The 24,358-nt window shown below is 72.4% G+C and carries 17 protein-coding genes; 2 read left to right on the forward strand and 15 right to left on the reverse strand.

The window, feature by feature from the left end; translation table 11 throughout:
- Positions 1-158 precede the first annotated feature (158 nt).
- From serA to PZB77_RS08360, 6 genes are all read right to left on the reverse strand, one after another.
- Positions 159-1,751: a phosphoglycerate dehydrogenase gene (gene serA, locus PZB77_RS08335; protein WP_275491926.1), complete on the reverse strand. Its 1,593-nt coding sequence runs from the start codon at positions 1,749-1,751 to the stop codon at positions 159-161.
- 341 nt (positions 1,752-2,092) lie between these two features.
- Positions 2,093-3,094, reverse strand: coding sequence for a ketol-acid reductoisomerase (gene ilvC / locus PZB77_RS08340; protein WP_275491927.1), 1,002 nt, complete (start codon positions 3,092-3,094; stop codon positions 2,093-2,095).
- 135 nt (positions 3,095-3,229) lie between these two features.
- Complete coding sequence (gene ilvN / locus PZB77_RS08345; RefSeq protein ID WP_275491928.1) at positions 3,230-3,757, reverse strand: acetolactate synthase small subunit; 528 nt, start codon at positions 3,755-3,757, stop codon at positions 3,230-3,232.
- Positions 3,758-3,779: 22 nt separating this feature from the next.
- A complete protein-coding gene (locus PZB77_RS08350; protein ID WP_275491929.1) occupies positions 3,780-5,639 on the reverse strand; it encodes an acetolactate synthase large subunit in 1,860 nt (619 codons plus the stop codon).
- Between the two features lie 202 nt (positions 5,640-5,841).
- Positions 5,842-8,685, reverse strand: coding sequence for an EAL domain-containing protein (locus PZB77_RS08355; protein ID WP_275491930.1), 2,844 nt, complete (start codon positions 8,683-8,685; stop codon positions 5,842-5,844).
- A gap of 341 nt (positions 8,686-9,026) precedes the next feature.
- Positions 9,027-9,977, reverse strand: a complete 951-nt coding sequence (locus PZB77_RS08360) for a 2-hydroxyacid dehydrogenase (protein WP_275491931.1) — start codon at positions 9,975-9,977, stop codon at positions 9,027-9,029.
- A gap of 143 nt (positions 9,978-10,120) precedes the next feature.
- Here PZB77_RS08360 and PZB77_RS08365 point away from each other — a divergent pair, with 143 nt between their 5' ends.
- Positions 10,121-11,113 (forward strand): aldo/keto reductase, encoded by a 993-nt coding sequence (locus PZB77_RS08365; RefSeq protein ID WP_275491932.1) that lies wholly within the window; start codon positions 10,121-10,123, stop codon positions 11,111-11,113.
- A gap of 225 nt (positions 11,114-11,338) precedes the next feature.
- Entirely contained in the window at positions 11,339-12,493 is a 1,155-nt protein-coding gene (locus PZB77_RS08370) for a PQQ-dependent sugar dehydrogenase (protein WP_275491933.1), read from the forward strand.
- A gap of 268 nt (positions 12,494-12,761) precedes the next feature.
- On the opposite strand, the gene PZB77_RS08375 is transcribed toward PZB77_RS08370, so the two are convergent.
- The 9 genes from PZB77_RS08375 to ligA form a co-directional block, all read right to left on the reverse strand.
- Positions 12,762-13,472, reverse strand: a complete 711-nt coding sequence (locus PZB77_RS08375) for a hypothetical protein (protein WP_343299853.1) — start codon at positions 13,470-13,472, stop codon at positions 12,762-12,764.
- 138 nt (positions 13,473-13,610) lie between these two features.
- Entirely contained in the window at positions 13,611-14,072 is a 462-nt protein-coding gene (locus PZB77_RS08380; protein WP_275491934.1) for a signal peptidase I, read from the reverse strand.
- 114 nt (positions 14,073-14,186) lie between these two features.
- A complete protein-coding gene (locus tag PZB77_RS08385; RefSeq protein WP_275495964.1) occupies positions 14,187-15,446 on the reverse strand; it encodes an SLC13 family permease in 1,260 nt (419 codons plus the stop codon).
- A gap of 209 nt (positions 15,447-15,655) precedes the next feature.
- Positions 15,656-17,164, reverse strand: coding sequence for an Asp-tRNA(Asn)/Glu-tRNA(Gln) amidotransferase subunit GatB (gene gatB, locus PZB77_RS08390; RefSeq protein WP_275491935.1), 1,509 nt, complete (start codon positions 17,162-17,164; stop codon positions 15,656-15,658).
- 16 nt (positions 17,165-17,180) lie between these two features.
- Positions 17,181-17,414: a hypothetical protein gene (locus PZB77_RS08395; RefSeq protein WP_275495965.1), complete on the reverse strand. Its 234-nt coding sequence runs from the start codon at positions 17,412-17,414 to the stop codon at positions 17,181-17,183.
- Positions 17,415-17,419: 5 nt separating this feature from the next.
- Positions 17,420-18,922, reverse strand: a complete 1,503-nt coding sequence (gene gatA / locus PZB77_RS08400) for an Asp-tRNA(Asn)/Glu-tRNA(Gln) amidotransferase subunit GatA (RefSeq protein ID WP_275491936.1) — start codon at positions 18,920-18,922, stop codon at positions 17,420-17,422.
- A gap of 5 nt (positions 18,923-18,927) precedes the next feature.
- Positions 18,928-19,224: an Asp-tRNA(Asn)/Glu-tRNA(Gln) amidotransferase subunit GatC gene (gene gatC, locus PZB77_RS08405; RefSeq protein WP_275491937.1), complete on the reverse strand. Its 297-nt coding sequence runs from the start codon at positions 19,222-19,224 to the stop codon at positions 18,928-18,930.
- A 245-nt stretch (positions 19,225-19,469) separates the two neighbouring features.
- Positions 19,470-21,623 carry a bifunctional diguanylate cyclase/phosphodiesterase gene (locus PZB77_RS08410; RefSeq protein ID WP_275491938.1) on the reverse strand — a complete coding sequence of 718 codons (2,154 nt, stop codon included), beginning with the start codon at positions 21,621-21,623 and terminating at the stop codon, positions 19,470-19,472.
- A 370-nt stretch (positions 21,624-21,993) separates the two neighbouring features.
- Positions 21,994-24,273 (reverse strand): NAD-dependent DNA ligase LigA, encoded by a 2,280-nt coding sequence (gene ligA / locus PZB77_RS08415; protein WP_275491939.1) that lies wholly within the window; start codon positions 24,271-24,273, stop codon positions 21,994-21,996.
- Positions 24,274-24,358: the final 85 nt, after the last annotated feature.

The raw sequence follows: 24,358 nt of genomic DNA on the forward strand, positions 1-24,358 counted from the left end.
GGGTGGCGTGCGCGTCGTGGGCCCCAGGACCCAACTCCAGGCCCATGACCGGACGTTCGACCACACGTCGGGGCGGCCCGGGACGAAGACGCACCCGGGCCCGGACGTCGACGAGGACGTACGGGCCCGGGTGCGGGGTCACACCGTGCGGGGGCCGCTCAGGCGACGAGGTTCACCGAGCGGGCCATGGCGGCACCGATCTCCTCGGAGATCTCGTTCAGCACCGGCTGCGGAACGGTGTCGTCGACGGTGAGGACGACGAGCGCCTCGCCGCCCACGTCCGCGCGCGAGACCTGCATGCCCGCGATGTTGAGACCGGCTTCGCCGAGGATGCGGCCGACGGTGCCGACGACACCGGGACGGTCCTGGTAGCGCAGGACGACCATGTGGTCGGCGAGCGCCAGGTCGACGTCGTGCTCACCGATCGCGACGATCTTCTGGAGGTGCTTGGGGCCGGCCAGCGTGCCGGAGACCGAGACCTCCTCGCCGCCCGCGAGCGTACCGCGCACGGTGACGACGTTGCGGTGGTCGGCCGACTCGGAGCTGGTGGTGAGGCGGACCTCGACACCGCGCTCCTGCGCGAAGAGCGGGGCGTTGACGTAGCTGACGGTCTCGTCGACGACGTCCTCGAAGACGCCCTTGAGCGCGGAGAGTTCCAGCACCTTCACGTCGTGCTGGGTGATCTCGCCGTACACCTCGACGTCGAGGCGGGCCGCGACCTCGCCGGCGAGCGCGGTGAAGATGCGGCCGAGCTTCTCGGCGAGCGGCAGACCCGGGCGCACGTCCTGGGCGATGACCCCGCCCTGGACGTTGACCGCGTCCGGCACCAGTTCGCCGGCGAGCGCGAGGCGCACCGACTTGGCGACGGCGATGCCGGCCTTCTCCTGGGCCTCGTCCGTGGAGGCGCCGAGGTGCGGGGTGCAGACGACCTGGTCGAACTGGAAGAGCGGGGAGTCCGTGCAGGGCTCCTTGGCGTACACGTCGAGGCCGGCTCCGGCGACGCGCCCCTCCTTGAGGGCGGAGGCGAGCGCCTCCTCGTCGACGATGCCGCCGCGGGCGGCGTTGACGATGCGCACGGTGGGCTTGACCTTGTGCAGCGCCTCGTCGCCGATGAGACCGACGGTCTCCGGCGTCTTGGGCAGGTGCACGGTGATGAAGTCGGAGACCTCCAGCAGCTCGTCCAGGCTGAGGAGCTTGACGCCCATCTGCGCGGCGCGGGCCGGCTGCACGTAGGGGTCGTACGCGACGATCTTCATGCCGAAGGCCGACATGCGCTGGGCGACCAGCACGCCGATGCGGCCGAGGCCCACCACGCCGAGGGTCTTCTCGCTGAGCTCGACACCCGTGTACTTGTTGCGCTTCCACTCGCCGTTCTTCAGGGCGGTGTTGGCCTGCGGGATGTGGCGGGCCGTGGCGACCAGCAGACCGCAGGCGAGCTCGGCCGCCGTGACGATGTTGGAGGTCGGCGCGTTGACCACCATCACGCCGGCCTTGGTGGCGGCGGAGACGTCGACGTTGTCCAGACCGACACCGGCGCGGGCCACCACCCGGAGCTTCTTGGCGGCGGCGATGGCCTCCGCGTCGACCTTCGTGGCGGAACGCACCAGGATCGCGTCCACATCGGCGATGGCCGGGAGCAGTTCGGCGCGGTCGGCGCCGTTGCAGTGCCGGATCTCGAAGTCCGGTCCCAGGGCGTCGACCGTGGCGGGCGACAGCTCTTCGGCGATGAGTACGACAGGTTTCGAGCTCACGTGTGTCCTCACAAGTCCAGTGCGGACGGCCGTCCCGACGGCCGCAGGCGGTGGAGGCTAGCCGCGTGGAAGACGCACGACATTGTGGGCCTGACGCGTATATGTGTTGAGCAGTGTAGTCATGCGAAGAGGTTCTGACTGCGCCCCGGAGGAAGGATCACCCTCACGAGGGTGGACCCCCTGGACGCGCGTGCGCGCGCGGTGTTGACGGGCGGCGCCCGCGGGGGTCCTTCCGCCCGTTCGGGCCCTTCGGCGACCGTGGCGGCGCGGAGCCGGGCGCGGTGCGGTGCCCGCCGGGCGGGCCCGCTGATGGGGGCGGGCCCGCCCGGCGGCCGTGAGGCTTACGCCTGGTCGTCGTTGACCCAGCTCATGAGCTTGCGGAGCTCACGGCCGGTGGTCTCCAGCAGGTGGTCGCTGTCGGCCTTCTTGTACTCGTTGTACTGGGGCAGACCGTTGTGGTACTCGGCCATCCAGTTCTTGGCGAAGGTGCCGTCCTGGATCTCGGTCAGGACCTTCTTCATCTCGGCCTTGGTGTCGGCCGTGATGATGCGGGGGCCGGTGACGTAGTCGCCCCACTCGGCGGTCTCCGAGATGGACCAGCGCATCTTCTCCAGGCCGCCCTCGTACATGAGGTCCACGATGAGCTTCAGCTCGTGCAGGCACTCGAAGTACGCGATCTCCGGCTGGTAACCGGCCTCGGTCAGCGTCTCGAAACCGGCCTTGACCAGGGCGGCGGTGCCACCGCAGAGGACGGCCTGCTCGCCGAAGAGGTCGGTCTCGGTCTCTTCCTTGAAGGTCGTCTTGATGACGCCGGCGCGGGTGCCGCCGATGCCCTTCGCGTAGGAGAGTGCCAGCTCCAGGCCCTTGCCCGAGGCGTCCTGCTCGACGGCCACGATGCAGGGGACGCCGCGGCCCTCTTCGTACTGGCGGCGGACCAGGTGACCCGGGCCCTTGGGGGCGACCATGCAGACGTCGACGTTGGCCGGCGGCTTGATGAAGTCGAAGCGGATGTTCAGGCCGTGCCCGAAGAACAGCGCGTCGCCGTCCTTGAGGTTGTCCTTGATGGACTCCTCGTAGACCTGGGCCTGGATCGGGTCCGGCACGAGGATCATGATGACGTCGGCCTCGGCCGAGGCCTCGGCCGGGGTGACCACGCGCAGGCCCTGCTCCTCGGCCTTCGCCTTGGACTTGGAGCCCTCGTGCAGACCGACGCGGACGTCGACGCCGGAGTCGCGCAGCGACAGCGCGTGGGCGTGGCCCTGGCTGCCGTATCCGATGACCGCGACCTTGCGGCCCTGGATGATGGACAGGTCGGCATCGGCGTCGTAGAACAGCTCGGCCACTGGGTTTTCTCCTTGGTGTGCAGGTGTTGCGTCCCACCGTACGGCGGGGGGCGCCGTGTACGTTCTCCGGTCTCGCCATCCGAGCGGCGAGGCGGGGGGCGGAGGGCCGGGGCGCGTGCGCCGGCCCTCCGGTGGTCATGCCGTGCGGTCGAGTGCGCGCAGGGACCGGTCGGTGATCGAGCGCGCGCCGCGCCCTATGGCGATGGTGCCGGACTGGACGAGCTCCTTGATGCCGTACTGCTCCAGCATCTTGAGCATCGCGGACAGCTTGTCGGCGCCTCCGGTCGCCTCGATCGTGACCGCCTCCGGGGAGACGTCCACGGTCTTGGCGCGGAACAGCTGGACGATCTCGACGATCTGCGAGCGGGTTTCGTTGTCCGCGCGGACCTTCACCAGGACGAGCTCGCGCTGGATCGCGGCGCCGGGCTCCAGTTCGACGATCTTCAGGACGTTGACCAGCTTGTTGAGCTGCTTGGTCACCTGCTCCAGCGGCAGGTCCTCGACGTTCACCACGATGGTGATGCGGGAGATGTCGGGGTGTTCGGTGGTCCCGACGGCGAGCGAGTCGATGTTGAACCCGCGCCGGGAGAAGAGGGCGGTGATCCGGGCGAGGACACCGGGCTTGTTCTCGACGAGAACGGAGAGCGTGTGCTTGGTGGACATGGAGTCGGTCTCTCTCTGTCTCTCAGTCGTCTTCGTGGTCGCCGAAGTCGGGGCGGACGCCGCGGGCGGCCATGACCTCGTCGTTGGAGGTGCCCGCGGCGACCATCGGCCACACCATGGCGTCCTCGTGCACGATGAAGTCGATCACGACCGGGCGGTCGTTGACGGCGTTCGCCTCCTCGATGACCTTGTCGAGGTCGGCGGGGTCCTCGCAGCGGATGGCGTAGCAGCCCATCGCCTCGGACAGCTTGACGAAGTCCGGCACCCGGGTGCCCTTCGCCGGGACGCCGTCGACGTCGGCGCCGCCGCCGCTCAGCACGGTGTTGGAGTACCGCTGGTTGTAGAAGAGGGTCTGCCACTGCCGGACCATTCCGAGGACGCCGTTGTTGATGATGGCGACCTTGATCGGGATGTTGTTCAGGGCGCAGGTGGTGAGTTCCTGGTTGGTCATCTGGAAGCAGCCGTCACCGTCGATGGCCCAGACGGGGGCGTCCGGCCGGCCGACCTTGGCGCCCATCGCGGCCGGGACCGCGTACCCCATCGTCCCGGCGCCGCCGCTGTTGAGCCAGGTGGCGGGCTTCTCGTACTGGATGAAGTGCGAGGCCCACATCTGGTGCTGCCCGACGCCCGCGGCGAAGATCGTTCCCTCGGGGGCGAGTTCACCGATGCGCTGGATGACCTGCTGCGGCGAGAGGCTGCCGTCCTCCGGCATGTCGTAGCCGAGGGGGTAGGTCTCGCGCCACCGTTCGAGGTCCTTCCACCAGGAACCGTAGTCGCCGGTGTTGCCCTCGTTGTGCTCGGCCTGGACCGCCTGGACCAGGTCGGCCAGGACCTCGCGGGCGTCGCCCACGATCGGCACGTCGGCGTGACGGTTCTTGCCGATCTCGGCCGGGTCGATGTCGGCGTGCACGATCTTCGCGTACGGGGCGAAGCTGTCCAGCTTCCCGGTGACGCGGTCGTCGAAGCGGGCGCCGAGGGCGACGATCAGGTCGGCCTTCTGCAGGGCGGTGACGGCGGTGACCGAACCGTGCATGCCGGGCATGCCCACGTGCAGCGGGTGGCTGTCGGGGAAGGAGCCGAGCGCCATCAGGGTGGTGGTGACCGGGGCTCCGGTGAGCTCGGCGAGGACCTTCAGTTCGGCCGTCGCGCCGGCCTTCATCACGCCGCCGCCGACGTACAGCACCGGGCGCTTGGCCTGGGTGATGAGCCTGGCGGCCTCGCGGATCTGCTTGGCGTGCGGCTTGGTGACCGGGCGGTAGCCCGGGAGGTCCTGGGTGGGCGGCCAGCTGAAGGTGGTCTGCGCCTGGAGGGCGTCCTTGGCGATGTCGACGAGGACGGGGCCCGGACGCCCGGTGGAGGCGATGTGGAAGGCCTCGGCGATGGTGTGCGGGATGTCGTCGGCGTTGGTCACCAGGAAGTTGTGCTTGGTGACCGGCATGGTGATGCCGCAGATGTCGGCTTCCTGGAAGGCGTCGGTGCCGATGAACGCGGAGGCGACCTGACCGGTGATCGCGACGATCGGCACGGAGTCCATGTGCGCGTCGGCGATCGGGGTGACGAGGTTGGTGGCACCGGGTCCGGAGGTGGCCATGCAGACGCCGACCTTGCCGGTGGCCAGGGCGTAGCCGGAAGCCGCGTGACCCGCCCCCTGCTCGTGCCGCACCAGGACGTGGCGCACCCGCGTGGAGTCCATCAGCGGGTCGTAGGCGGGGAGAATGCAGCCGCCGGGGAGGCCGAATACCGTGTCGGCGCCGACTTCCTCGAGAGAACGGATGAGGGACTGCGCACCCGTGACGTGCTCAACGGTGGCGGACGGCTGTCCGCCGGTACGGGACCGCGACTGGGGGTGCTGGGCCCCGGTGGCCTGCTCGGTCATCGGCATTCTCTTCTCGAGGCTGAGGGTTTTGCGGGGTTTTGGGGAGTGCCAGTGCAACAAAAAACCCCTCGTGCCGTGAGGCAAGCGAGGGGAGCGCGCCGGTGCGGTAGGCGGAGTGTCGTGTGACTCCGCTTCAGCCGACGCGCTTTCCACGTACGAGAATTCGGGTGCGCATGGCATTGACCCTCTCTCCGGCACGGCGACCGTGTCAAGCGGGTGGGACGGACGTCTCATCATGTGAGCCGCCGAGCGGGTGGGGCGAGCCTCCCGCGAGCACGGGTCGAGGTGCGGGGACGCCGGGTACGGGGAAGTGTCCGCGCCGCAGCGCGTGGCGCAGCCGGTACTCGTCCAGCGGCCCCGTGAAGGCCATCCCCTGGCCGTGGGTGCACCCCATGGCCCGCAGGGCGAGGACCTGCTCCGGGACGTCGACGCCGTCGGCCACCGACTGCATGCCGAGGTCGCGGGCGATCCGCAGCAGTCCGCTGGTGATCTTGTGCAGCCGGGCCGACTCCACCACGCCTTCGACGAGGCCCCGGTCGAGCTTGAGGACGTCGATGGGGAGGCGGCGCAGCGCGTTGATGGCGGCGTACCCGCTGCCGAAGCCGTCGAGTGCGATACGGACGCCGAGGCGGCGCAGTGCCACCAGGCGGCGTTCCAGCTCGTCGAAGGAGATCCGGGGGTCGCTGTCGCCCACTTCGATCATCAGTGCGCCGGAGGGCAGGCCGTGCCGGGTCAGCAGCGCCTCGACGGAGCCGAAGGGCAGGGCGTTGTCCAGCAGCCGTGCGGCGGAGAGGCGGACCGACACGGAGACCGGGTATCCGGCCCTGGTGCGTTCGGCGGCCTGCTGGACGGCTTCCTCGAGGAGCCAGCGGCCCAGCTCGGCGGTGCGGTCGCCGTCGTCGGGGACGCGCAGGAACTCGGCGGGGGTGAAGAGGATGCCCTGCGAGGACCGCCAGCGGGCCTGCGCGGCCACGGCGGCGACCGTACCGGTGGCCAGGTGCACCACGGGCTGGTGGAGCAGGGCGAACTCGCCGTCGCGCAGTGCGGTGCGCAGCCGGACCGCCAGCTCGGAGCGGCGTACGACGTCCGCCTGCATCTGGGGGGCGTAGAGCTCGACCCGGTCCTTGCCGGCCGCCTTGGCGCGGTACATCGCGAGGTCGGCGTTGCGCATGAGGTCGTTCGGGGTGATCCCGGGCTCGGCGAAGGCGACGCCGATCGAGGCCGCCACCCGCACCTCGCCGGGGCCGACCAGGTACGGCTGGGAGAGGGTGAGACGCAGCCGGTCGGCGATCTCGTGGACCTGGTACTCCCGCGCGGCCTGGTCGCGGGTGCCGTCGCCGACGATCAGCGCGGCGAACTCGTCCCCGCCGAGGCGGGCGGCGGTGTCCCCGGCGCGGACGGAGTCGGCGAGCCGCTTCGCGGCCTGGACGAGGAGTTCGTCGCCCGCCTGATGACCGACGGTGTCGTTGACGGCCTTGAAGCCGTCGAGGTCGATGAAGAGCACGGCGGTGCCGGGGTCGCCCGCGCGCCGTCCGCCGAGCGCCTGGCGCACCCGGGAGGTGAAGAGGGCGCGGTTGGGCAGGTCGGTGAGCGGGTCGTGCTCCGCGTTGTGCTGCAACTGGGCCTGGAGGCGCACGCGTTCGGTGACGTCACGGCTGTTGAGCAAGAGGCCGCCGTGGTGGCGGTTGACGGTGGACTCGACGTTGAGCCACTCGCCGCCCCCCGACCGGAAGCGGCACTCGATGCGGGTGGTGGGCTCCTCGACCGGGTGGGAGGCGAGGAAGCGGCGGAGCTGGTGGACGACCCTGCCCCGGTCGTCCGGGTGGATGATCGAGACGAGCTCGGTGTGGACGAGGTCCTCCGCCGGGCAGCCGTACACCCCGGCCGCGGACGGACTGACGTAGCGGAGCGTGCCGCTGGGCGCGGCGATCATGATGACGTCACTGGAGCCCTGGACCAGGGAGCGGAAGTGGTTCTCCTGCAGGGCGAGTTCCTGGGTGAGGGTGAGGTTGTCCATGAGCATGATGCCCTGGCGGAGCACGAGGGCCAGCACGACGGCGCAGCCGGTGAAGACCACCACGCCGTCGACCCGGCGGCCCTCGACGACGTTGTACAGGATGCCGAGGGTGCAGACGGCCGCCGCGAGGTAGGGCGTGAGCGCGGCCAGTGATCCCGCGATGGGGCGGCTGGTGGTGCGCGCCCGGCGGTCGGGGTCTTCGGCTCGGGCGTCGTGTCCGGCCTGGGCGGCGGAGTGGCGTACGCCCCAGGGCGCGTACGCGAGCAGGAGGGAGCCGGCGAACCAGCCCGCGTCCAGGAGCTGCCCGGAGTGGTAGGTCGAGCGGAGCAGCGGGGAGGTGAACAGGGCGTCGCTGACCACGGTCAGGGCGAGTCCGGCGATGGCCGTGTTGACCGCCGAGCGGTTGACGTTGTTCCGCCGGAAGTGCAGGGCGAGGACCATCGAGACGAGCACGATGTCGAGGAGCGGATAGGCCAGCGACAGGGCGGCGCGGGCGACGCTCTCGCCCTCGGGGGCGGCGACGTCGGCGGCGTGCGCGAGGGCGAGGCTCCAGGAGAGGGTGAGCAGCGAGCCGCCGATCAGCCAGCTGTCGAGCACCAGGCAGACCCAGCCGGCCCGGGTGACGGGGCGCTTGGCGAGCACCAGCAGTCCGATGATGGCGGGCGGCGCGAAGCAGAGGAAGAAGAAGTCGGCGGCGGAGAGCGGGGGTACGTCCGCCCCGAGGACGACTTCGTACCAGCCCCAGACGGCGTTGCCGCAGGCGCCCATGGCGGAGGAGAAGGCGAAGAGCAGCCAGGCGGCCCGGGAGGGGCGGTCGACCGCACCCGCGTAGAGGAGGCAGGAGACGGCGGCGATGAGTGCCGCGAGGCTGAGGCCGAAGTCGCCCATGAAAAGGGCGAGTCGGGGCGAGCCCCAGCCGACGGCGGCACCGACCGCGTAGCCCGCGCAGACGACGGCGAGCAGGATCTGGGGCAGCACTCTCGTGCGGGCGGACGCGGCGGCCCGGCGGGAGAGCGACGCGTCCAGGGCGCTCACCGGAGGGCCCTTGGCTCGTGGGCGGTCCGGTGGGCGGTGGTGGGCACCGCCGGCGCACCGCGCACCCCCGGCAGCCCTCGCGCGGGCCCGTGTCCGCCGGGCAGCGCCCCTGCCGGGACCCGCCGTCGCCGGTCCCGCGTCCGTCCGTCCCGCTGTCGGCCGCACATCGCCACTGCCCCCTCGCGTCCAGCTGCCCGCCCCGCCGCCGTCCTTCCACGGCGCAGCCCCCCGCCTCCGGACGATACACCAGACTCGTCACGCATAGCCATACTCCTTCTACTCTCCGTGACGAGCTGGGACGTTGTCGGTACGTGGTGTGGCCGGACGGCTCCGGAACGCTGTCAGCCGGTGGTGTGCACGACGTTGTGCAGGGGCTCCCCCGCGGCGAACCGGGTCAGCTGACCGGCGATCAGCCGCTTGGCGCGCGGCAGGAAGGCGGAGGTGCTGCCGCCCACGTGCGGGCTGATCAGGACGTGCGGTGCGTGCCAGAGCGGGTGGCCGGCGGGCAGCGGTTCCGGGTCGGTGACGTCGAGCGCGGCCCGCAACCGTCCGGCCTCCAGTTCGGCGAGCAGCGCCCCGGTGTCCACCACGGGCCCGCGGGAGACGTTCACCAGCAGCGCGCCGTCCGGCATCGCGGCGAGGAACGCGGCGTCGACCAGGCCCTTCGTGGAGGGGTTCAGGGGAGTGGAGAGGATCACGACGTCCGCCTCGCCGAGCAGCGCGGGCAGGTGGCCGAGCCCGTGGACGGGGCCGCGCGCGGTGGTCCGGGGCGTGCGCGCGACGCGCGCGATCCGCGCGCACTCGAAGGGTGCGAGCCGGTCCTCGACGGCCGAGCCGATGGAGCCGTACCCCACGATGAGCACCGACTTGTCGGCGAGCGCCGGGTAGAAGCCGGACCGCCACACCTCGGCGTCCTGGCCGCGCACGAAGCCGGGCAGGTCCCGCAGGGAGGCCAGGACCAGCGCGAGGGCGAGTTCGGCGGTCGACGCCTCGTGCACCCCCTGCGCGTTGCAGAGGCGTACGCCGGCGGGGAACCCCCGCAGGGCGGGTTCCACGTGGTCGGTGCCGGCCGAAAGGGTCTGCACGACCCGTACCGCCCGCATCCCGGTGAGGGGCCGGACCGACACCTCGGGACCCTTCATGTACGGCACCACGTAGAAGGCGCACCGCGCGGGGTCGGCCGGGAAGTCGGCTCCGCCGTCCCAGAAGTGATAGGTGGGGCCCTCGGGGAGGCCTTCGATCTCGTCGGCGGCCAGGGGGAGCCACACGTCGGTACGGGTCGTGGAATTCATTCCACGAGGCTAAGGGCGGGCCGTCCGGGTGCATTCGGGTGGGGCCGTCACCCGAGCCGCGTGACGGACCGTGGCTGTCCACTCCCTATCGTGGGACGAGCACGGGGCGAGCCCTGGGCGGGGCCGAGGGAGGGTTCGGGGAGTTGGAGCGCAGGACGATCGGTGGAGCGGCGCTCGCCGTGGGCGCGGTGGGGCTGGGCTGCATGACGATGAGCTGGGGCTACAGCGCGTCACAACGGCTCGGTGAGCGCTCGCTGCGTACGGTGCACGCGGCACTCGACGCGGGGGTCCGCCTGCTCGACACGGCCGACATGTACGGCCCGTTCACCAACGAGCGGCTGCTCGGCCGGGCCCTCGAAGGGCGGCGCGAGGACGCCTTCATCTCCACCAAGTGCGGGCTGATGGTGGGCGATCAGCACATCGTCGCCAACGGCCGTGCCGGGTACGTCCGCCGGGCCTGCGACGCCTCGCTGAGACGGCTGCAGACCGATGTGATCGACCTCTACCAGCTGCACCGGGCCGATCCGGAGGTGCCGGTGGAGGAGACCTGGGGCGCGATGGCGGAGTTGGTGACCGCCGGGAAGGTGCGCGCGCTGGGGCTGTGCGCCGTGGGGGCGCGCGTTCCGCGCCGGTCACGGGCGGGGCTGCACGATGCGACGATCCGGCAGCTGGAGCGCGTGCAGCAGGTCTTCCCGGTCAGCGCGGTCGAGGCGGAGCTGTCGGTGTGGTCGCCGGAGGCGCTGGTCTCCCTGCTGCCCTGGTGCACCGCGCGCGGAGTGGGGCTGCTGGCCGCGATGCCGCTGGGCAGCGGCTACCTCACCGGCACCCTGAAGCCGGGGCAGGGCTTCGAACCGGACGACCCCCGGGCCCGCCATCCCCGGTTCACCGCCGAGATGATGGCCGCGAACCAGCCGGTGGTGGCGGGGCTGCGCCGGGTCGCGCAGCGGCACGGGGCGACACCCGCACAGGTGGCGCTGGCCTGGGTGCTGCGGCAGGGGCCGCACGTGGTGCCGGTGCCGGGCGCCAAGCGGGAGGAGTGGGCGGTGGAGAACGCCGGGGCCGCCGAACTGGAGCTCACCGAGGGCGATCTCGCCGAGATCGCCGCGCTTCCGCCGGCCCTCGGTTCGTGGGACTGACGGGCCCGCGCCCGGCGCTCCGCGGGCGTGACTCCGGTCCGGAGCACGGCCGGATCGGCGCGATGCCCGCCTGCGCGGCGTCCGTGCGGGCACCATGGCGGGGGACGGTCCGCGACGGGCGGCCCGGGAACGGACGACGGGGCCCGACGGGCCCGGAGAAGGATCGGTGCGGTGCGCGGTGCGAGGTTCGGATCAGTACGTGTCCCCGGGACGCGCGGAACGGCGGTGGCCGTGCTCACGGCGGGCGCCCTGGTGGTGACGGCCGGCTGCTCCTCCGCGCCGGACGCGAACACCCCGGCCGCCCCCTCCCACGCCTCCCCGGCGGTCTCCGCGTCGGCCTCCCCCTCCCCCACGGCCTCGCTGCCGCCGGCCGAGGGATCGGCGAAGGTCGTCTCGACGCTCACCACGGGCCTGGTCTCGCCGTGGGGGGTCGCGGTGCTGCCCGGCGGCGACCTGCTGGTCTCCTCCAGGGACGAGGCCACGGTGACCCGCGTCGACGCCACGAGCGGGAAGAAGACGCTGCTGGGGTCGGTCCCCGGGGTGTCGCCGACCGGTGAGGGCGGGCTGCTGGGTCTCGCCGTCTCCGCGACGTACGGCGCCGACCACCAGGTGTACGCGTACTTCACCACCGAGTCCGACAACCGCATCGCCCGGATGACGTACGACGAACGGCGCCCTGCGGGGCAGCAGTTGGGGGCGCCGGACACCATCCTGCGCGGCATCCCGAAGGGGGTGGTCCACAACGGCGGCCGGATCGCCTTCGGTCCGGACCGGATGCTGTACGCGGGCACCGGCGAGACGGGCGACGACGGGCTGGCCCAGGACGAGGACTCACTGGCGGGCAAGATCCTGCGGATGACCCCGGACGGGGAGCCGGTGCACGGCAATCCGGAGGCGGACTCGGTGGTCTACTCGCCCGGCCACCGCAATGTGCAGGGGCTCGCGTGGGACGGCGAGAAGCGTTTGTGGGCCTCGGAGTTCGGTCAGGACACCTGGGACGAGCTGAACAGGATCGAACCGGGCGGCAACTACGGCTGGCCCGAGGTCGAGGGCGTCGCGCCGAAGGGCGCGGGCGGCGACTTCCTGGACCCGGTCGCGCAGTGGAAGACCGCCGACGCCTCGCCCAGCGGCATCGCGTACGCGCGGGGCTCGATCTGGATGGCGGGACTGCGTGGGGAGCGGCTCTGGCGGATCCCGCTGACCGGCTCGGAGAAGGAGCCGCTGGCGAAGCCCCAGGCGTTCTTCGAGGGGACGTACGGCAGGCTGCGCACGGTCGTCGCGGCGGGTCGCGACACGCTGTGGCTGGTGACCGGCAACACGGACGGGCGCGGCGACCCGAAGCCGGGCGACGACCGGATCCTGCTGGTGAAGGTCGGTTAGGCGGGTCCGACCACGCGCGTCGGATCAGCGGGGGTGTCCGGTGCGGTGCATCGCGGGGCGGAGGATCGCCCGTGCACCGGATGTACTCGGACGTTCCGACGACGCCGCGAGGTGCCGTGCCGGGCGCCGTCCGCCCGGCGCGCGTGGTCGGACACGGCCGGTTGGTGTCCGGCGGGTGCCCGAGAGCGTGCCCCGGCTGGGATCCGCCGGACACCGCCCGGTGGCCGGTCCTCCGGGGGGAGGGCCGACCACCGACGTGCGGAAGGGGTCAGGAGGCGTTCGGCAGTCCGACGATCAGGTCGAAGTACATGGCGATCGAGAGAACCACGCCGAACGCGCCCAGGACCACGCCGCCGAGGGCGACGGAGCGGATCCAGGACGGCTGCGGCCGGGTGGAGGGCGTGCCGAAGGCGGGTCGTACCAGCACGAAGACGCCGACGAGCAGGGCGAGGACGGCGAAGAGGCCGTTGACGAGAGCCGTGGCGTGCCAGGAGTCGCCGTAGATTTCGGAGACCTGCCGGGCGGCGCTGCCGCCGCCGGAGGTCTTGATCTGGCCGATCAGAGTCTCGCGCTCGGAAGCGACCTTGCCGCTCCAGCCACCGACGAGACCGACGACACCGAGGGCGGCCGAGACGACGGCTCCGGCGCCGGAACCGACGCTCCGGGAGGACGGGTCGTCGTCCTCCTCGTCGACGTGTTCGCCGTCCAGGTCCTCGACGTCACCGGACCCGTCGGTCCCGGTGCCGGCTCCGGGCATGGCGGGGGCACCGGTCCCGGGGAGCGGGTCGGTGGGGGCGAGCGGGTCGGCCTCGGTGAGCGGGTCGGCCTTGGCGAGCGGGTCGGAGGCGCCGTTCTTCTCCCCTGCGGACGGGGAGCCGTCCCGCGCCACCGCGCCGGCGGCGGCCGAGGTGGGCGGCTGCTCCTCGCGGTCGTCTTCGGCGGCGGGGGCGGTGGAGGTCTTGGAGGGGGTGGTCTTCATGCGCCGCACGCTAGGTGTTTCGTATGAGAACCCTCTTAACGCGCCGGCCCGCCCGGTGCCGTGACGGGGCCGTTCCTCCCCACGGGGCCCGGCGTTCCGGGGCGGGGACCGGCCGGATCCCGTGTCGTGACGCACACGTCACCGCGACCGTGGCCCACCGCGACCGTCCGGCTCCCCCGTCGCCGGCGCCCCCTGCGTCCTGTCTCCGCCGGGGACCCCCGCCCCGGAGTCCACCGCCGCGGGGACCGCGTAGCCGGGCACCGAGGGCCACCGGACCGTGAGGACGACCGACTCCTCCTCCGCGTACCAGGAGTGGTCGACGCCGTGTCCCCAGACGACGTAGTCGCCCTGCCGCGAGAGCACCACGTCGCGTCCGGGCAGCTCCACCCGGAACCGCCCGCCGATGAGGACCAGCAGCGCGGTCCGCTCCTCGCCCCGCACCCACTGCGCCCGCTCGTCGCCCCGCGGGTGGACGCCCCACTTGATCTCCACCTGCTCGCTGTGGCGGGGGTCGCCGGCACCCTTGAAGTGTCCGAGGATCCATCCCCGGTCGAGGGCCGCGTCGGCGCCCGCGTTGCCCACGTACACGCTGTCGTCCATGCGTACGGACCTTACTGATCGTTCCCGACGGACGGCCGGCACGGGCAGGCGGCCCGGCCCGGCCCGGCCACCTGACGGCGGAGCGGTCCGTGACCGTACGCCTCGCCCGGCCCCTCACACGCCGATCAGCCGCAGCGACCCCCACAGCGCGACCGTGGAGAGGGCGAGGGTGGCGGGGACGGTCAGCAGGCCGAGCCGGGTGAAGTGCCCGAGGTCGGGCGGGGAGTCGTGGGCGTGCAGGATCCGGCGCCACAGCAGGGTGGCCAGCGAGCCGACGTACGTGAGGTTGGGGCCGAGGTTGACCCCGATCAGCGCGGCGAGCAGCGGGCCGGGGCCGGCCGCCGCGACCACCGGGAGCAGGGCGAGGATCGCCGGCAGGTTGTTGATCAGGTTGGACAGGACGGCGGCGACGGCCGCGACGGCGAGGAGCGCGGTCAGCGAGGAACCGTCGGGGAGCACCCTGCCGATGCCGGTGCCCAGCCCGTGGTCGACGACGGCCTTGACCACGACCCCGAGGGCGAGCACGAAGAGGCAGAACGGCAGGTTCGCCGAGCGCAGCAGCCGCAGCGGGGTGGTCCGGCGCTGCCCCAGCGCGCGCACCCCGAGGACCAGGGCGCCGGCCAGGGCCGCCCAGAGGGGTTCCGCGCCCGCGAACGAGGTGACGACGAAGCCCGCCAGGGTGAGGAGCAGCACCACGAGGGTGAAGACGGGCACCTCGGTGCGTTCGGCCTCCGGGTCCGGTGCGTGCGCGCCGGCCGCGAGGTCCTCGGCGAAGACCCGGCGGAAGACGGCGTACTCGACGGCGATGGCGGCCAGCCAGGGCAGCGTCATCAGCGCGGCGAACCGGGTGAAGGAGAGCCCGCTCGCGGTGAAGGCGAGGAGGTTGGTGAGGTTGGAGACAGGCAGCAGCAGCGACGCCGAGTTCGCCAGGTGCGCGCAGGCGTAGACGTACGGGCGGGGCCGCGCGCCCACCCGTGCGGCGGTGGCGAAGACGACGGGGGTCAGGAGCACGACGGTGGCGTCCAGCGAGAGGACGGCCGTGATCACGGAGGCCACCACGAAGACCCCGCCGAGCAGCGTGGTCGTACGCCCTCCGCAGAGCCGCGCGACCAGGTCGCCGGCGGCCGCGAAGAGACCCTCGTCGGCGCAGAGCTGGGCGAGGACGAGGATGGCCGCGAGGAAGCCGACCACGGGCAGCAGGTCCGCCGTCTGCTCGCGCGCCTCGCTCAGCGGTACGGCCCCGGTCACCACGACCAGCACGGCGGCGGGGACCGCCAGGACGGCCTCGGGCAGTCCTCGGGGGCGTACGACGGCGAAGGCCAGGACCGCGAGGAGGACGGCGACGGAGACGGTCGCGGCGAGGACGGTGTTCAGCGGACCCTCCGGGACCGACGGGCCCGCTGTCGGCGGCGGGCGGGGATGGCGACGGACGGGGATGGTGACGGACGGGATCGGGGACGGGCCACACCGGCGCGGGTGCGCACGGCGGGCGGGCGGCACACGCGCGAAGGGGCGGCGCACCCGGTGACCGGATGCGTCGCCCCTTCGTTCGAAAGAGCCCGCCGACGGGAGCTGACCGCAGGTCAGCCCTCGACGCCGAGCTTCTCCAGGATCAGCTCGCGGACCCGGGCCGCGTCGGCCTGACCGCGGGTGGCCTTCATGACCGCACCGACGAGCGCGCCCGCCGCCGCGATCTTGCCGGCCCGGATCTTGTCCGCGATGCCCGCGTTGGCGGCGATGGCCTCGTCCACGGCCGTGGACAGCGCGCCCTCGTCCGAGACGACCTTGAGGCCGCGCGCGGCGACGACGGCGTCCGGGTCGCCCTCACCCGCGAGGACGCCCTCGATGACCTGGCGGGCCAGCTTGTCGTTGAGGTCGCCCGAGGCGACGAGCTCGGCCACCCGGGCGACCTGCGCCGGGGTGATGGGCAGCTCGTCGAGGCCGCGGCCGGTCTCGTTGGCGTTGCGGGCCAGCTCACCCATCCACCACTTGCGGGCCTGGTCCGAGGGGGCGCCCGCCTCGGTGGTGGCGACGATCAGGTCGACGGCACCGGCGTTGAGGATCGACTGCATGTCGAACTCGGAGACGCCCCACTCCTCGCGGAGCCGGTTGCGGCGCAGGCGCGGCAGCTCGGGGAGTCCCTCGCGGAGCTCCTCGACCCACGCGCGGGCCGGGGCGACCGGTACCAGGTCGGGCTCGGGGAAGTACCGGTAGTCCTCGGCGTTGTCCTTGATGCGGCCGGCCGTGGTGGAGCCGTCCTCCTCGTGGAAGTGCCGGGTCTCCTGCACGATCGTGCCGCCGGAGGAGAGCACCGCGGCGTGCCGCTGGATCTCGAACCGGGCGGCGCGCTCGACGGAACGCAGGGAGTTCACGTTCTTCGTCTCGGAGCGGGTACCGAAGGTCTCGGTGCCGTTCGGGCGCAGCGACAGGTTCACGTCGCAGCGCATCTGGCCCATCTCCATGCGGGCCTCCGAGACGCCGAGCGCCTTGATGAGCTCGCGCAGCTCGGCGACGTAGGCCTTGGCGACCTCCGGGGCGCGGGCGCCCGCTCCCTCGATCGGCTTGGTGACGATCTCGATGAGGGGGATGCCGGCCCGGTTGTAGTCGAGCAGCGAGTGCGAGGCGCCGTGGATGCGGCCGGTGGCACCGCCGACGTGTGTCGACTTGCCGGTGTCCTCCTCCATGTGGGCGCGCTCGATCTGCACGCGGAAGATCTCGCCGTCCTCCAGCTGGACGTCCAGATAGCCGTCGAAGGCGATCGGCTCGTCGTACTGGGAGGTCTGGAAGTTCTTCGGCATGTCCGGATAGAAGTAGTTCTTCCGGGCGAAGCGGCACCACTCGGCGATCTCGCAGTTCAGCGCGAGGCCGATCTTGATGGCCGACTCGACGCCGATCTCGTTGACGACGGGGAGCGCGCCGGGCAGACCGAGGCAGACCGGGCAGGTCTGGGAGTTGGCGTCCTGCTTGAGCTCGGTGGAGCAGCCGCAGAACATCTTGGTCTTGGTGCCCAGCTCGACATGGACTTCGAGGCCCATGACGGGGTCGTACGTCGCGAGAGCGTCCTCGTACGACACCAGGTCGATGACAGTCACGGTGAAACTTTCCCTCTCAGCCCAGCAGGACGTCGTCGTCGCCGAGACGCTTCAGTTCGCGGTACAGGATCGCGAGGCCGGTGACGATCGCGGCGGCGGAGACGGCCGCGTCGATGAGCCGCAGCACGTCGTTGTCGCTGCGGGCCAGTTTGGCCTGCTTGGCGACGCTGATCGCACCGAAGGCGGTGCTGCCCAGCGAGACGTACAGACCGGTCCGGGACTTCTTGAAGTTCTTGGCCTTCTTTGCCATGGCACTCACAGCGACGGAGCCTCCTCGAGCAGTGGGTGCCCCCACTGTTCCACGAACGCGGCTTCGACAGCGGCTCCGACCTTGTACAGACGGTCGTCCTTCATCGCCGGGGCAATGATCTGGAGGCCGACCGGCAGGCCGTCCTCGGGCGCCAGGCCGCAGGGGAGCGACATGGCGGAGTTGCCGGCGAGGTTGGTCGGGATGGTGCACAGGTCCGCGAGGTACATCGCCATCGGGTCGTCGGCGCGCTCGCCGATCGGGAAGGCGGTGGTCGGCGTGGTCGGCGACACGATGACGTCGACCTGCTCGAAGGCCTTCTCGAACTCGCGGGTGATGAGGGTGCGGACCTTCTGCGCCGAGCCGTAGTACGCGTCGTAGTAGCCGGAGCTCAGCGCGTACGTGCCGAGGATGATGCGGCGCTTGACCTCGTCGCCGAAGCCCGCCTCACGGGTGAGGGCGGTGACGTCCTCGGCGGACCGCGTGCCGTCGTCGCCGACCCGCAGGCCGTAGCGCATGGCGTCGAAGCGGGCCAGGTTCGAGGAGCACTCGGACGGCGCGATCAGGTAGTACGCGGAGAGCGCCAGGTCGAAGGAGGGGCAGTCCAGCTCGACGACGGTGGCGCCCAGCGAGCGGAGCAGCTCGACCGACTCGTCGAACCGCTGGACGACACCGGCCTGGTAGCCCTCGCCCGAGAACTGCTTGACGACGCCGACGCGCATGCCCGCGACGGAACCGTTCCGCGCGGCCTCGACGACCGGGGGGACCGGCGCGTCGATGGAGGTGGAGTCCATCGGGTCGTGCCCGGCGATGGCCTCGTGCAGCAGGGCCGCGTCCAGCACCGTGCGGGCGCAGGGGCCGCCCTGGTCGAGCGAGGACGAGAAGGCGACCATGCCGTAGCGGGAGACCGAGCCGTAGGTGGGCTTGACGCCGACGATGCCGGTGACGGCCGCGGGCTGGCGGATCGAGCCGCCGGTGTCGGTGCCGATGGCGAGCGGCGCCTGGTACGAGGCGAGGGCCGCGGAGGAGCCGCCGCCGGAGCCGCCGGGGATGCGGGTGAGGTCCCACGGGTTGCCGGTGGGGCCGTAGGCGCTGTTCTCGGTGGAGGACCCCATGGCGAACTCGTCCATGTTGGTCTTGCCGAGGATGACGACGTCGGCCGCGCGCAGCTTCTGCGTGAGGGTCGCGTCGTACGGGGGGACCCAGCCTTCGAGGATCTTGGAACCGACGGTGGTCGGCATGTCCTTCGTGGTGAAGATGTCCTTCAGCGCGAGCGGGACGCCGGCCAGCGGGCCGAGCTTCTCGCCCGCGGCCTTCTTGGCGTCGACGGCGCGGGCCTGCGCGAGCGCGCCCTCGCGGTCGATGTGCAGGAAGGCGTGGACCTTCTCGTCGACGGCGTCGATCCGGGCCAGGTGGGCCTCGGTGACCTCGACGGCGGTGAGCTCGCCGGAGGCGATGGCCGACGCGATCTCGGCCGCGGTGAGCTTGATGATGGTGCTGTGGTCCGTCATGGCTGTTACTCCTCCCCCAGGATCTGCGGCACCTTGAAACGCTGCTGCTCCTGCGCGGGAGCGCCGGAGAGCGCCTGCTCGGCGGTGAGCGACGGGCGGACCACGTCGGCCCGCATGACATTGGTCAGCGGCAGCGGGTGGGAGGTCGGCGGTACGTCTTGGTCGGCGACCTCGGAGACGCGGGCGACCGCGCCGATGATGTCGTCGAGCTGACCGGCGAAGTGATCGAGCTCTTCGCCCTTCAGCTCCAGACGCGCCAGCCGGGCGAGGTGGGCGACCTCCTCGCGCGTGATGCCAGGCATGCAGCGATCCTCAGGGGTTGGGGTGTGTGGCTTGGGTGGTGTCGCTTCGGCCAACGGGATTGGCCACGTCGTTTTGGCCCAATCCTATGGGGTCGCCCGCGTGCCCCTCCGCCACCGGGTGCCCGGTGGCCCGGGCTGCCGCTCGCGGGCCGTGCGGGGCCGCTGCGCGCACCCGCGCCCCCGCCCGTACCGCCGCGCACCGCTGCCGGTCCGCCTCCGGGCCGCGCCGCCCGGCCCGTGTGGCTTCAGGCCGGGGAGGGGCGGGACTTCACGGTCCGGCCCGAGGGGCGCTGCTCCGGCTCGGGAGCTGTTGCCGCCGCCGCGGCGGCCGCGGCGGCCTTCAGCTCGGCCGGGCGCCGCCAGCCGTGCTCACCACGCGCCCGCAGCCACGCCGTCGCCTCCCGCGGCGGCATCGCGGCCGCCACCAGCCAGCCCTGTACGGCGTCGCAGCGCAGGTCCCGCAGCCGCTCCCAGGTCTCGTCGTCCTCCACGCCCTCCGCCACGACCAGCAGCCCGAGCGAGTGGGCGAGGTCGATCGTGCAGCGGACGATCTCCGCGTCCTCCTGGTCGACGGCGAGCCGGGCCACGAACGACCGGTCGATCTTGAGTTCGCTCACCGGCAGCCGGCGCAGGTGGACGAGCGAGGAGTAGCCGGTACCGAAGTCGTCGAGCGACATCTTGACGCCGTGCCCGGTGAGTCCGGCGAGAGTGTCGGCGGCCCGCTGCGGGTCCTCCAGCAGCACGTGTTCGGTTATCTCCAGCTGGAGGGAGCCGGCCGGGACGCCGTGCCGGGCCAGCCGGGCGGCGACACCGCCGGCGAATCCGGGGGTGTGCACGTCCCTCGGGGAGACGTTGACCGCGACGGGCACGTCGAGGCCCTCCGCCCGCCAGCGGGCGACCTGGGCGAGCGCCGTCTCCAGGACGTAATCCGTCAGGTGGGGCATCAGGCCGGACGATTCGGCGATGGCGATGAACTCGTCCGGGGGGACCCGGCCGCGCTCGGGGTGCACCCACCGCACCAGGGCTTCGAGGCCGGCCACCTGGCCGTCGAAGCGGACCTTGGGCTGGTAGTGGAGCTCCACGTCTCCCGCGTCCAGCGCCCGGCGGAGGTCGCCGAGGAGTCCCAGCCGGTCCGGCGTGTTGCTGTCCCGCTTCGACTCGTACACCTCCACGCCGGTGCGGTCCCGCTTGGCCTGGTACATGGCGACGTCCGCCCGGCGAAGCAGCCCTTCGGCGTCCTGCGCGTGGTCGGGGTGGACGGCGACCCCGGCGCTGGCCTCCAGGACCAGGGAGAGCCCGTCGAGGTCCAGCGAGGAGGAGAGTTCGGCGACCAGGTGCCGGGCCACGCGCTGGGCACTGGTGGTGGACTCGGTGTACGGGAGCAGCACCGCGAACTCGTCGCCGCCGAGGCGGGCGGCCTCCGCGCCGCGCGGCAGGGCGAGCCGGAGCCGGTCCGCGATCTGGAGCAGCAGCCGGTCACCGGCCAGGTGGCCGAGGGTGTCGTTGACGGCGCGGAAGCGGTCCAGGTCGATGAGGACGAGGGCGGAGCGGGTGCCCAGGGGTTCGGCCTCCTCCAGCGCGGACCAGATCCGCTGGAGCAGCCACTGCCGGTTGGGCAGACCGGTGAGCGGGTCCCGCAGTTGTTCCTCGGCGCGGGCGCGGGCGATCCAGAGCGTGGAGTCCAGGGCGATGAGCGGCACCGCGAAGAGGGGCAGCAGGACGGGCATGGCCATGGCGACCACACAGATCAGCGGGGCGATGCCGAGCAGGGCGACGGCGACGAGGGCCTGGCGCAGGAGCGCGGTACGGGCGATGGTCGGCAGCCCGCCGCCCTGGGGTGCGCGGGCGTACCAGAGGAGGGCCCGCGTGACGAAGAGGTGGGTGCCGGCGCAGAGCACCACGGCCGGCAGGGTGCCCATGTCCCAGTCCCGCGGCTGCCAGGGCGTCTCCACGGTGGGTACGACGTGGAAGGCGGCGAGCACGAGGGCCGCGGCGCCGATGCCGAGGATGTCCACGGCGCCGTGGAGTAACCCCTGCGACCAGCGGTGCCGCCGGGCCACCCCGACGAGGACGACGACGATCACGCTGACGAGTCCGGCGGGCACCCAGCCGTAGAGCAGCAGGACGGCGAGGGTCAGTGCCGCACCCGAGCCGGTGCCGCCCCACCACCGGTCCCGGCCGAGGGCGACGAGGTGGCCGACGATGACACCGGTCAGGACGGCGAGGGCCCAGCCCGCGGTGCCGTCCGGGAAGAGGGCGTCACCGGCGCGCAGGGCACGGCCGAGGCCGGTGACGAGCAGAACGGCGGCGAGGGCCACGAGGGCGGCACCGACGTGCGGCACCGGACCTGCGAAACCCTGCGTGCGTGACACCGGTGCGGCGTTCTCGGTCGGCTTCATTCCGTCCCTCTCACAGCCTGCGGTGCCGATGTCACACGGTGGCCCCCGCTCCCATGCCACCACGGCCCGCTCCCCCCTCGCAGCCGTGCACGGGGGGCGCAGGAGCCAACAGTAGGACGCCGAGGGCTTCCGGGTCAGCGCTCCGCGCCTCTTGGGGCCGGAGCGGGCCGGTCGTCCTGTTCTCCGCCGTGGTCCGAACGGGTGGTGCGGGCAGGCCGGACGGACCCGCGGCCTGCCGCACGTGCGGTGTCGTCCCCGTGTCGGCCGCTTCCCGGCAGGGCCGCGAAGACGCCTCGATGCCCCGTCCCGCCCGGGCCCTCGCGTCCCGCCCGGGGGTCGCGCCCGCCGCACCGCTGGGGACGCTCCCGGGTCACCGCTCCTCGGGGAGCCGCTCTTCCGGGGCCTGCTCGCCGGAAGCTCGCTCGTCGGGTCCCGGCTCGACGGGGGCCTTCGCCTCGGCCGGCAGCGCCGCCGCGCGCGCGGCCTCCGGTCCCTCGTCGAGCAGGACCGCGAACCCGGCCTCGTCGAGGACCGCCAGTCCGAGCTGCATCGCCTTGTCGTACTTCGAGCCGGGGTTGTCGCCGACGACGACGAAGGAGGTCTTCTTCGACACCGAGCCGGTGACCTTGGCGCCCCTGCTCTGCAACGCGTCCTTGGCACCGTCCCGGGTGTGCGAGGCGAGGGTGCCCGTGACGACGACGGTGAGCCCTTCCAGCGGGCGCGGCCCCTCGTCCTCGCCGGTGCTCTCGTCCTCCATGCGCACCCCGGCCTCCCGCCACTTCCGCAGGATCTCCCGGTGCCAGTCGACGGCGAACCACTGCTTGACCGAGGCGGCGATGATGTCGCCGACGCCGTCGGCGTCCGCGAGTTCCTTCTCGGTCGCGGCGTCGATGTCGTCCATGGAGCGGAACTGGCGGGCCAGCTGCTCGGCGGCGACCGGGCCGACGTGCCGGATGGAGAGCCCGGTCAGCAGCCGGGCCAGTGGGGCCTGCTTGGCGGCTTCGATGCCCTCCAGCATGGCGAGCGCGTTCTTCTTCGGCTCGCCCTTCTGGTTGGCGAAGACGGTGGCGATCTTCTCCTCGCCGGTCCTGGGGTCTCGCTTGGGCAGTCCGCCGGCCGGGTCGAGGACGTAGGCGCGGATCGGCAGCAGCCGCTCGATGGTCAGGGAGAAGAGGTCGCCCTCGTCGAGCAGGGGCGGCTGTGCGGGTTCCAGCGGCTGGGTCAGCGCCGCGGCGGCGACGTAACCGAAGTGGTCGATGTCGAGGCACTTGCGGCCGGCGAGGTAGGCGACGCGCTCGCGCAGCTGGGCGGGGCAGGAGCGGGCGTTGGGGCAGCGGAGGTCGATGTCCCCCTCCTTGGCCGGTTTGAGCGGGGTGCCGCACTCGGGGCAGTCGGCCGGCATGACGAACTCCCGCTCGGTGCCGTCGCGCAGGTCCACGACCGGTCCGAGGATCTCCGGGATCACGTCTCCGGCCTTGCGCAGGACGACGGTGTCGCCGATGAGGACGCCCTTGGCCCGGACGACCTCCTGGTTGTGCAGGGTGGCGAACTCGACCTCGGAGCCGGCCACCTTGACGGGCTCCACCTGGGCGTACGGGGTGACCCGGCCGGTGCGGCCGACACCGACGCGGATGTTGACCAGCTTGGTGTTGACCTCTTCGGGGGCGTACTTCCAGGCGATGGCCCAGCGCGGGGCGCGGGCGGTGGAGCCGAGCCGGCCCTGGAGCGGGATCTCGTCGAGCTTGACGACGACCCCGTCGATCTCGTGCTCCACGGAGTGCCGGTGCTCGCCGAAGTACCGGATGAACTCCCGTACGCCGTCGAGGGTGTCCACCACCTTGTTGTGCCGGGCGGTCGGCAGCCCCCACTCGCGCAGGAGTTCGTAGGCGTGGGAGAGGCGGTCGATGTCGAAGCCCTCGCGGGCGCCGATGCCGTGGACCACTATGTGCAGCGGGCGGGAGGCGGTGACCTTGGGGTCCTTCTGGCGGAGCGAGCCGGCCGCCGCGTTGCGGGGGTTGGCGAAGGGCTTCTCACCGGCTTCGACCAGTCGGGCGTTGAGCCCTTCGAAGTCCTCCATGGGGAAGAAGACCTCGCCCCGGATCTCGACCAGCGCGGGGACCCGCTCGCCCTCCAGCCGGTCCGGGATCTCGGCGATGGTGCGGACGTTGGGGGTGATGTCCTCGCCGGTGCGGCCGTCGCCCCGGGTGGCGGCACGGGTCAGCCGCCCGTGTTCGTAGGTGAGGTTGACGGCGAGGCCGTCCACCTTCAGCTCGCAGAGGAAGGAGTGGCCGGTGGCACCGACGTCCTTGGCGACGCGCTCGAACCAGGCGGCCAGCTCCAGGTCGTCGAAGGCGTTGTCCAGCGAGAGCATCCGCTCACGGTGCTCGACGGAGGTGAACTCGGTGACGTACGGGCCGGCGACCTTCTGCGTCGGCGAGTCCGGGGTGCGCAGCGAGGGGTGCGCCTCCTCCAGCGCCTCCAGCTCGCGCATCAGCCGGTCGAACTCGGCGTCGCTGACGACCGGCTGGTCCTTCACGTAGTACCGGAAGCGGTGGTCCTCCACCTGCTCGGCGACGAGGGCGTGCCGCTCCCGGGCCTCGGGGGGCGCCACCGTGTCCTGCTGGGTCCGCTCGTCGCCGGTGCCGGCCATCGTCCCGTCCTCCTGTTGGGGCCTGTCTCTCCAATGGCGCGGGTGCGCGGCGCGGGCCCCCGGCCGGGGGCCCGCGCCGCGCCTC

Source organism: Streptomyces sp. AM 2-1-1 (genome assembly GCF_029167645.1).
Classification (GTDB): Bacteria; Actinomycetota; Actinomycetes; order Streptomycetales; family Streptomycetaceae; genus Streptomyces.

What these genes read in the sequence shown, in the direction of transcription:
- ilvN (WP_275491928.1), bottom strand. Translation starts at nt 3,757, where the DNA reads ATGTCCACCAAGCACACGCTCTCCGTTCTCGTCGAGAACAAGCCCGGT.
- PZB77_RS08350 (WP_275491929.1), bottom strand. Translation starts at nt 5,639, where the DNA reads ATGCCGATGACCGAGCAGGCCACCGGGGCCCAGCACCCCCAGTCGCGG.
- PZB77_RS08360 (WP_275491931.1), bottom strand. Translation starts at nt 9,977, where the DNA reads ATGAATTCCACGACCCGTACCGACGTGTGGCTCCCCCTGGCCGCCGAC.
- PZB77_RS08375 (WP_343299853.1), bottom strand. Translation starts at nt 13,472, where the DNA reads ATGAAGACCACCCCCTCCAAGACCTCCACCGCCCCCGCCGCCGAAGAC.
- PZB77_RS08380 (WP_275491934.1), bottom strand. Translation starts at nt 14,072, where the DNA reads ATGGACGACAGCGTGTACGTGGGCAACGCGGGCGCCGACGCGGCCCTC.
- PZB77_RS08395 (WP_275495965.1), bottom strand. Translation starts at nt 17,414, where the DNA reads ATGGCAAAGAAGGCCAAGAACTTCAAGAAGTCCCGGACCGGTCTGTAC.
- gatA (WP_275491936.1), bottom strand. Translation starts at nt 18,922, where the DNA reads ATGACGGACCACAGCACCATCATCAAGCTCACCGCGGCCGAGATCGCG.
- gatC (WP_275491937.1), bottom strand. Translation starts at nt 19,224, where the DNA reads ATGCCTGGCATCACGCGCGAGGAGGTCGCCCACCTCGCCCGGCTGGCG.
- PZB77_RS08410 (WP_275491938.1), bottom strand. Translation starts at nt 21,623, where the DNA reads ATGAAGCCGACCGAGAACGCCGCACCGGTGTCACGCACGCAGGGTTTC.
- ligA (WP_275491939.1), bottom strand. Translation starts at nt 24,273, where the DNA reads ATGGCCGGCACCGGCGACGAGCGGACCCAGCAGGACACGGTGGCGCCC.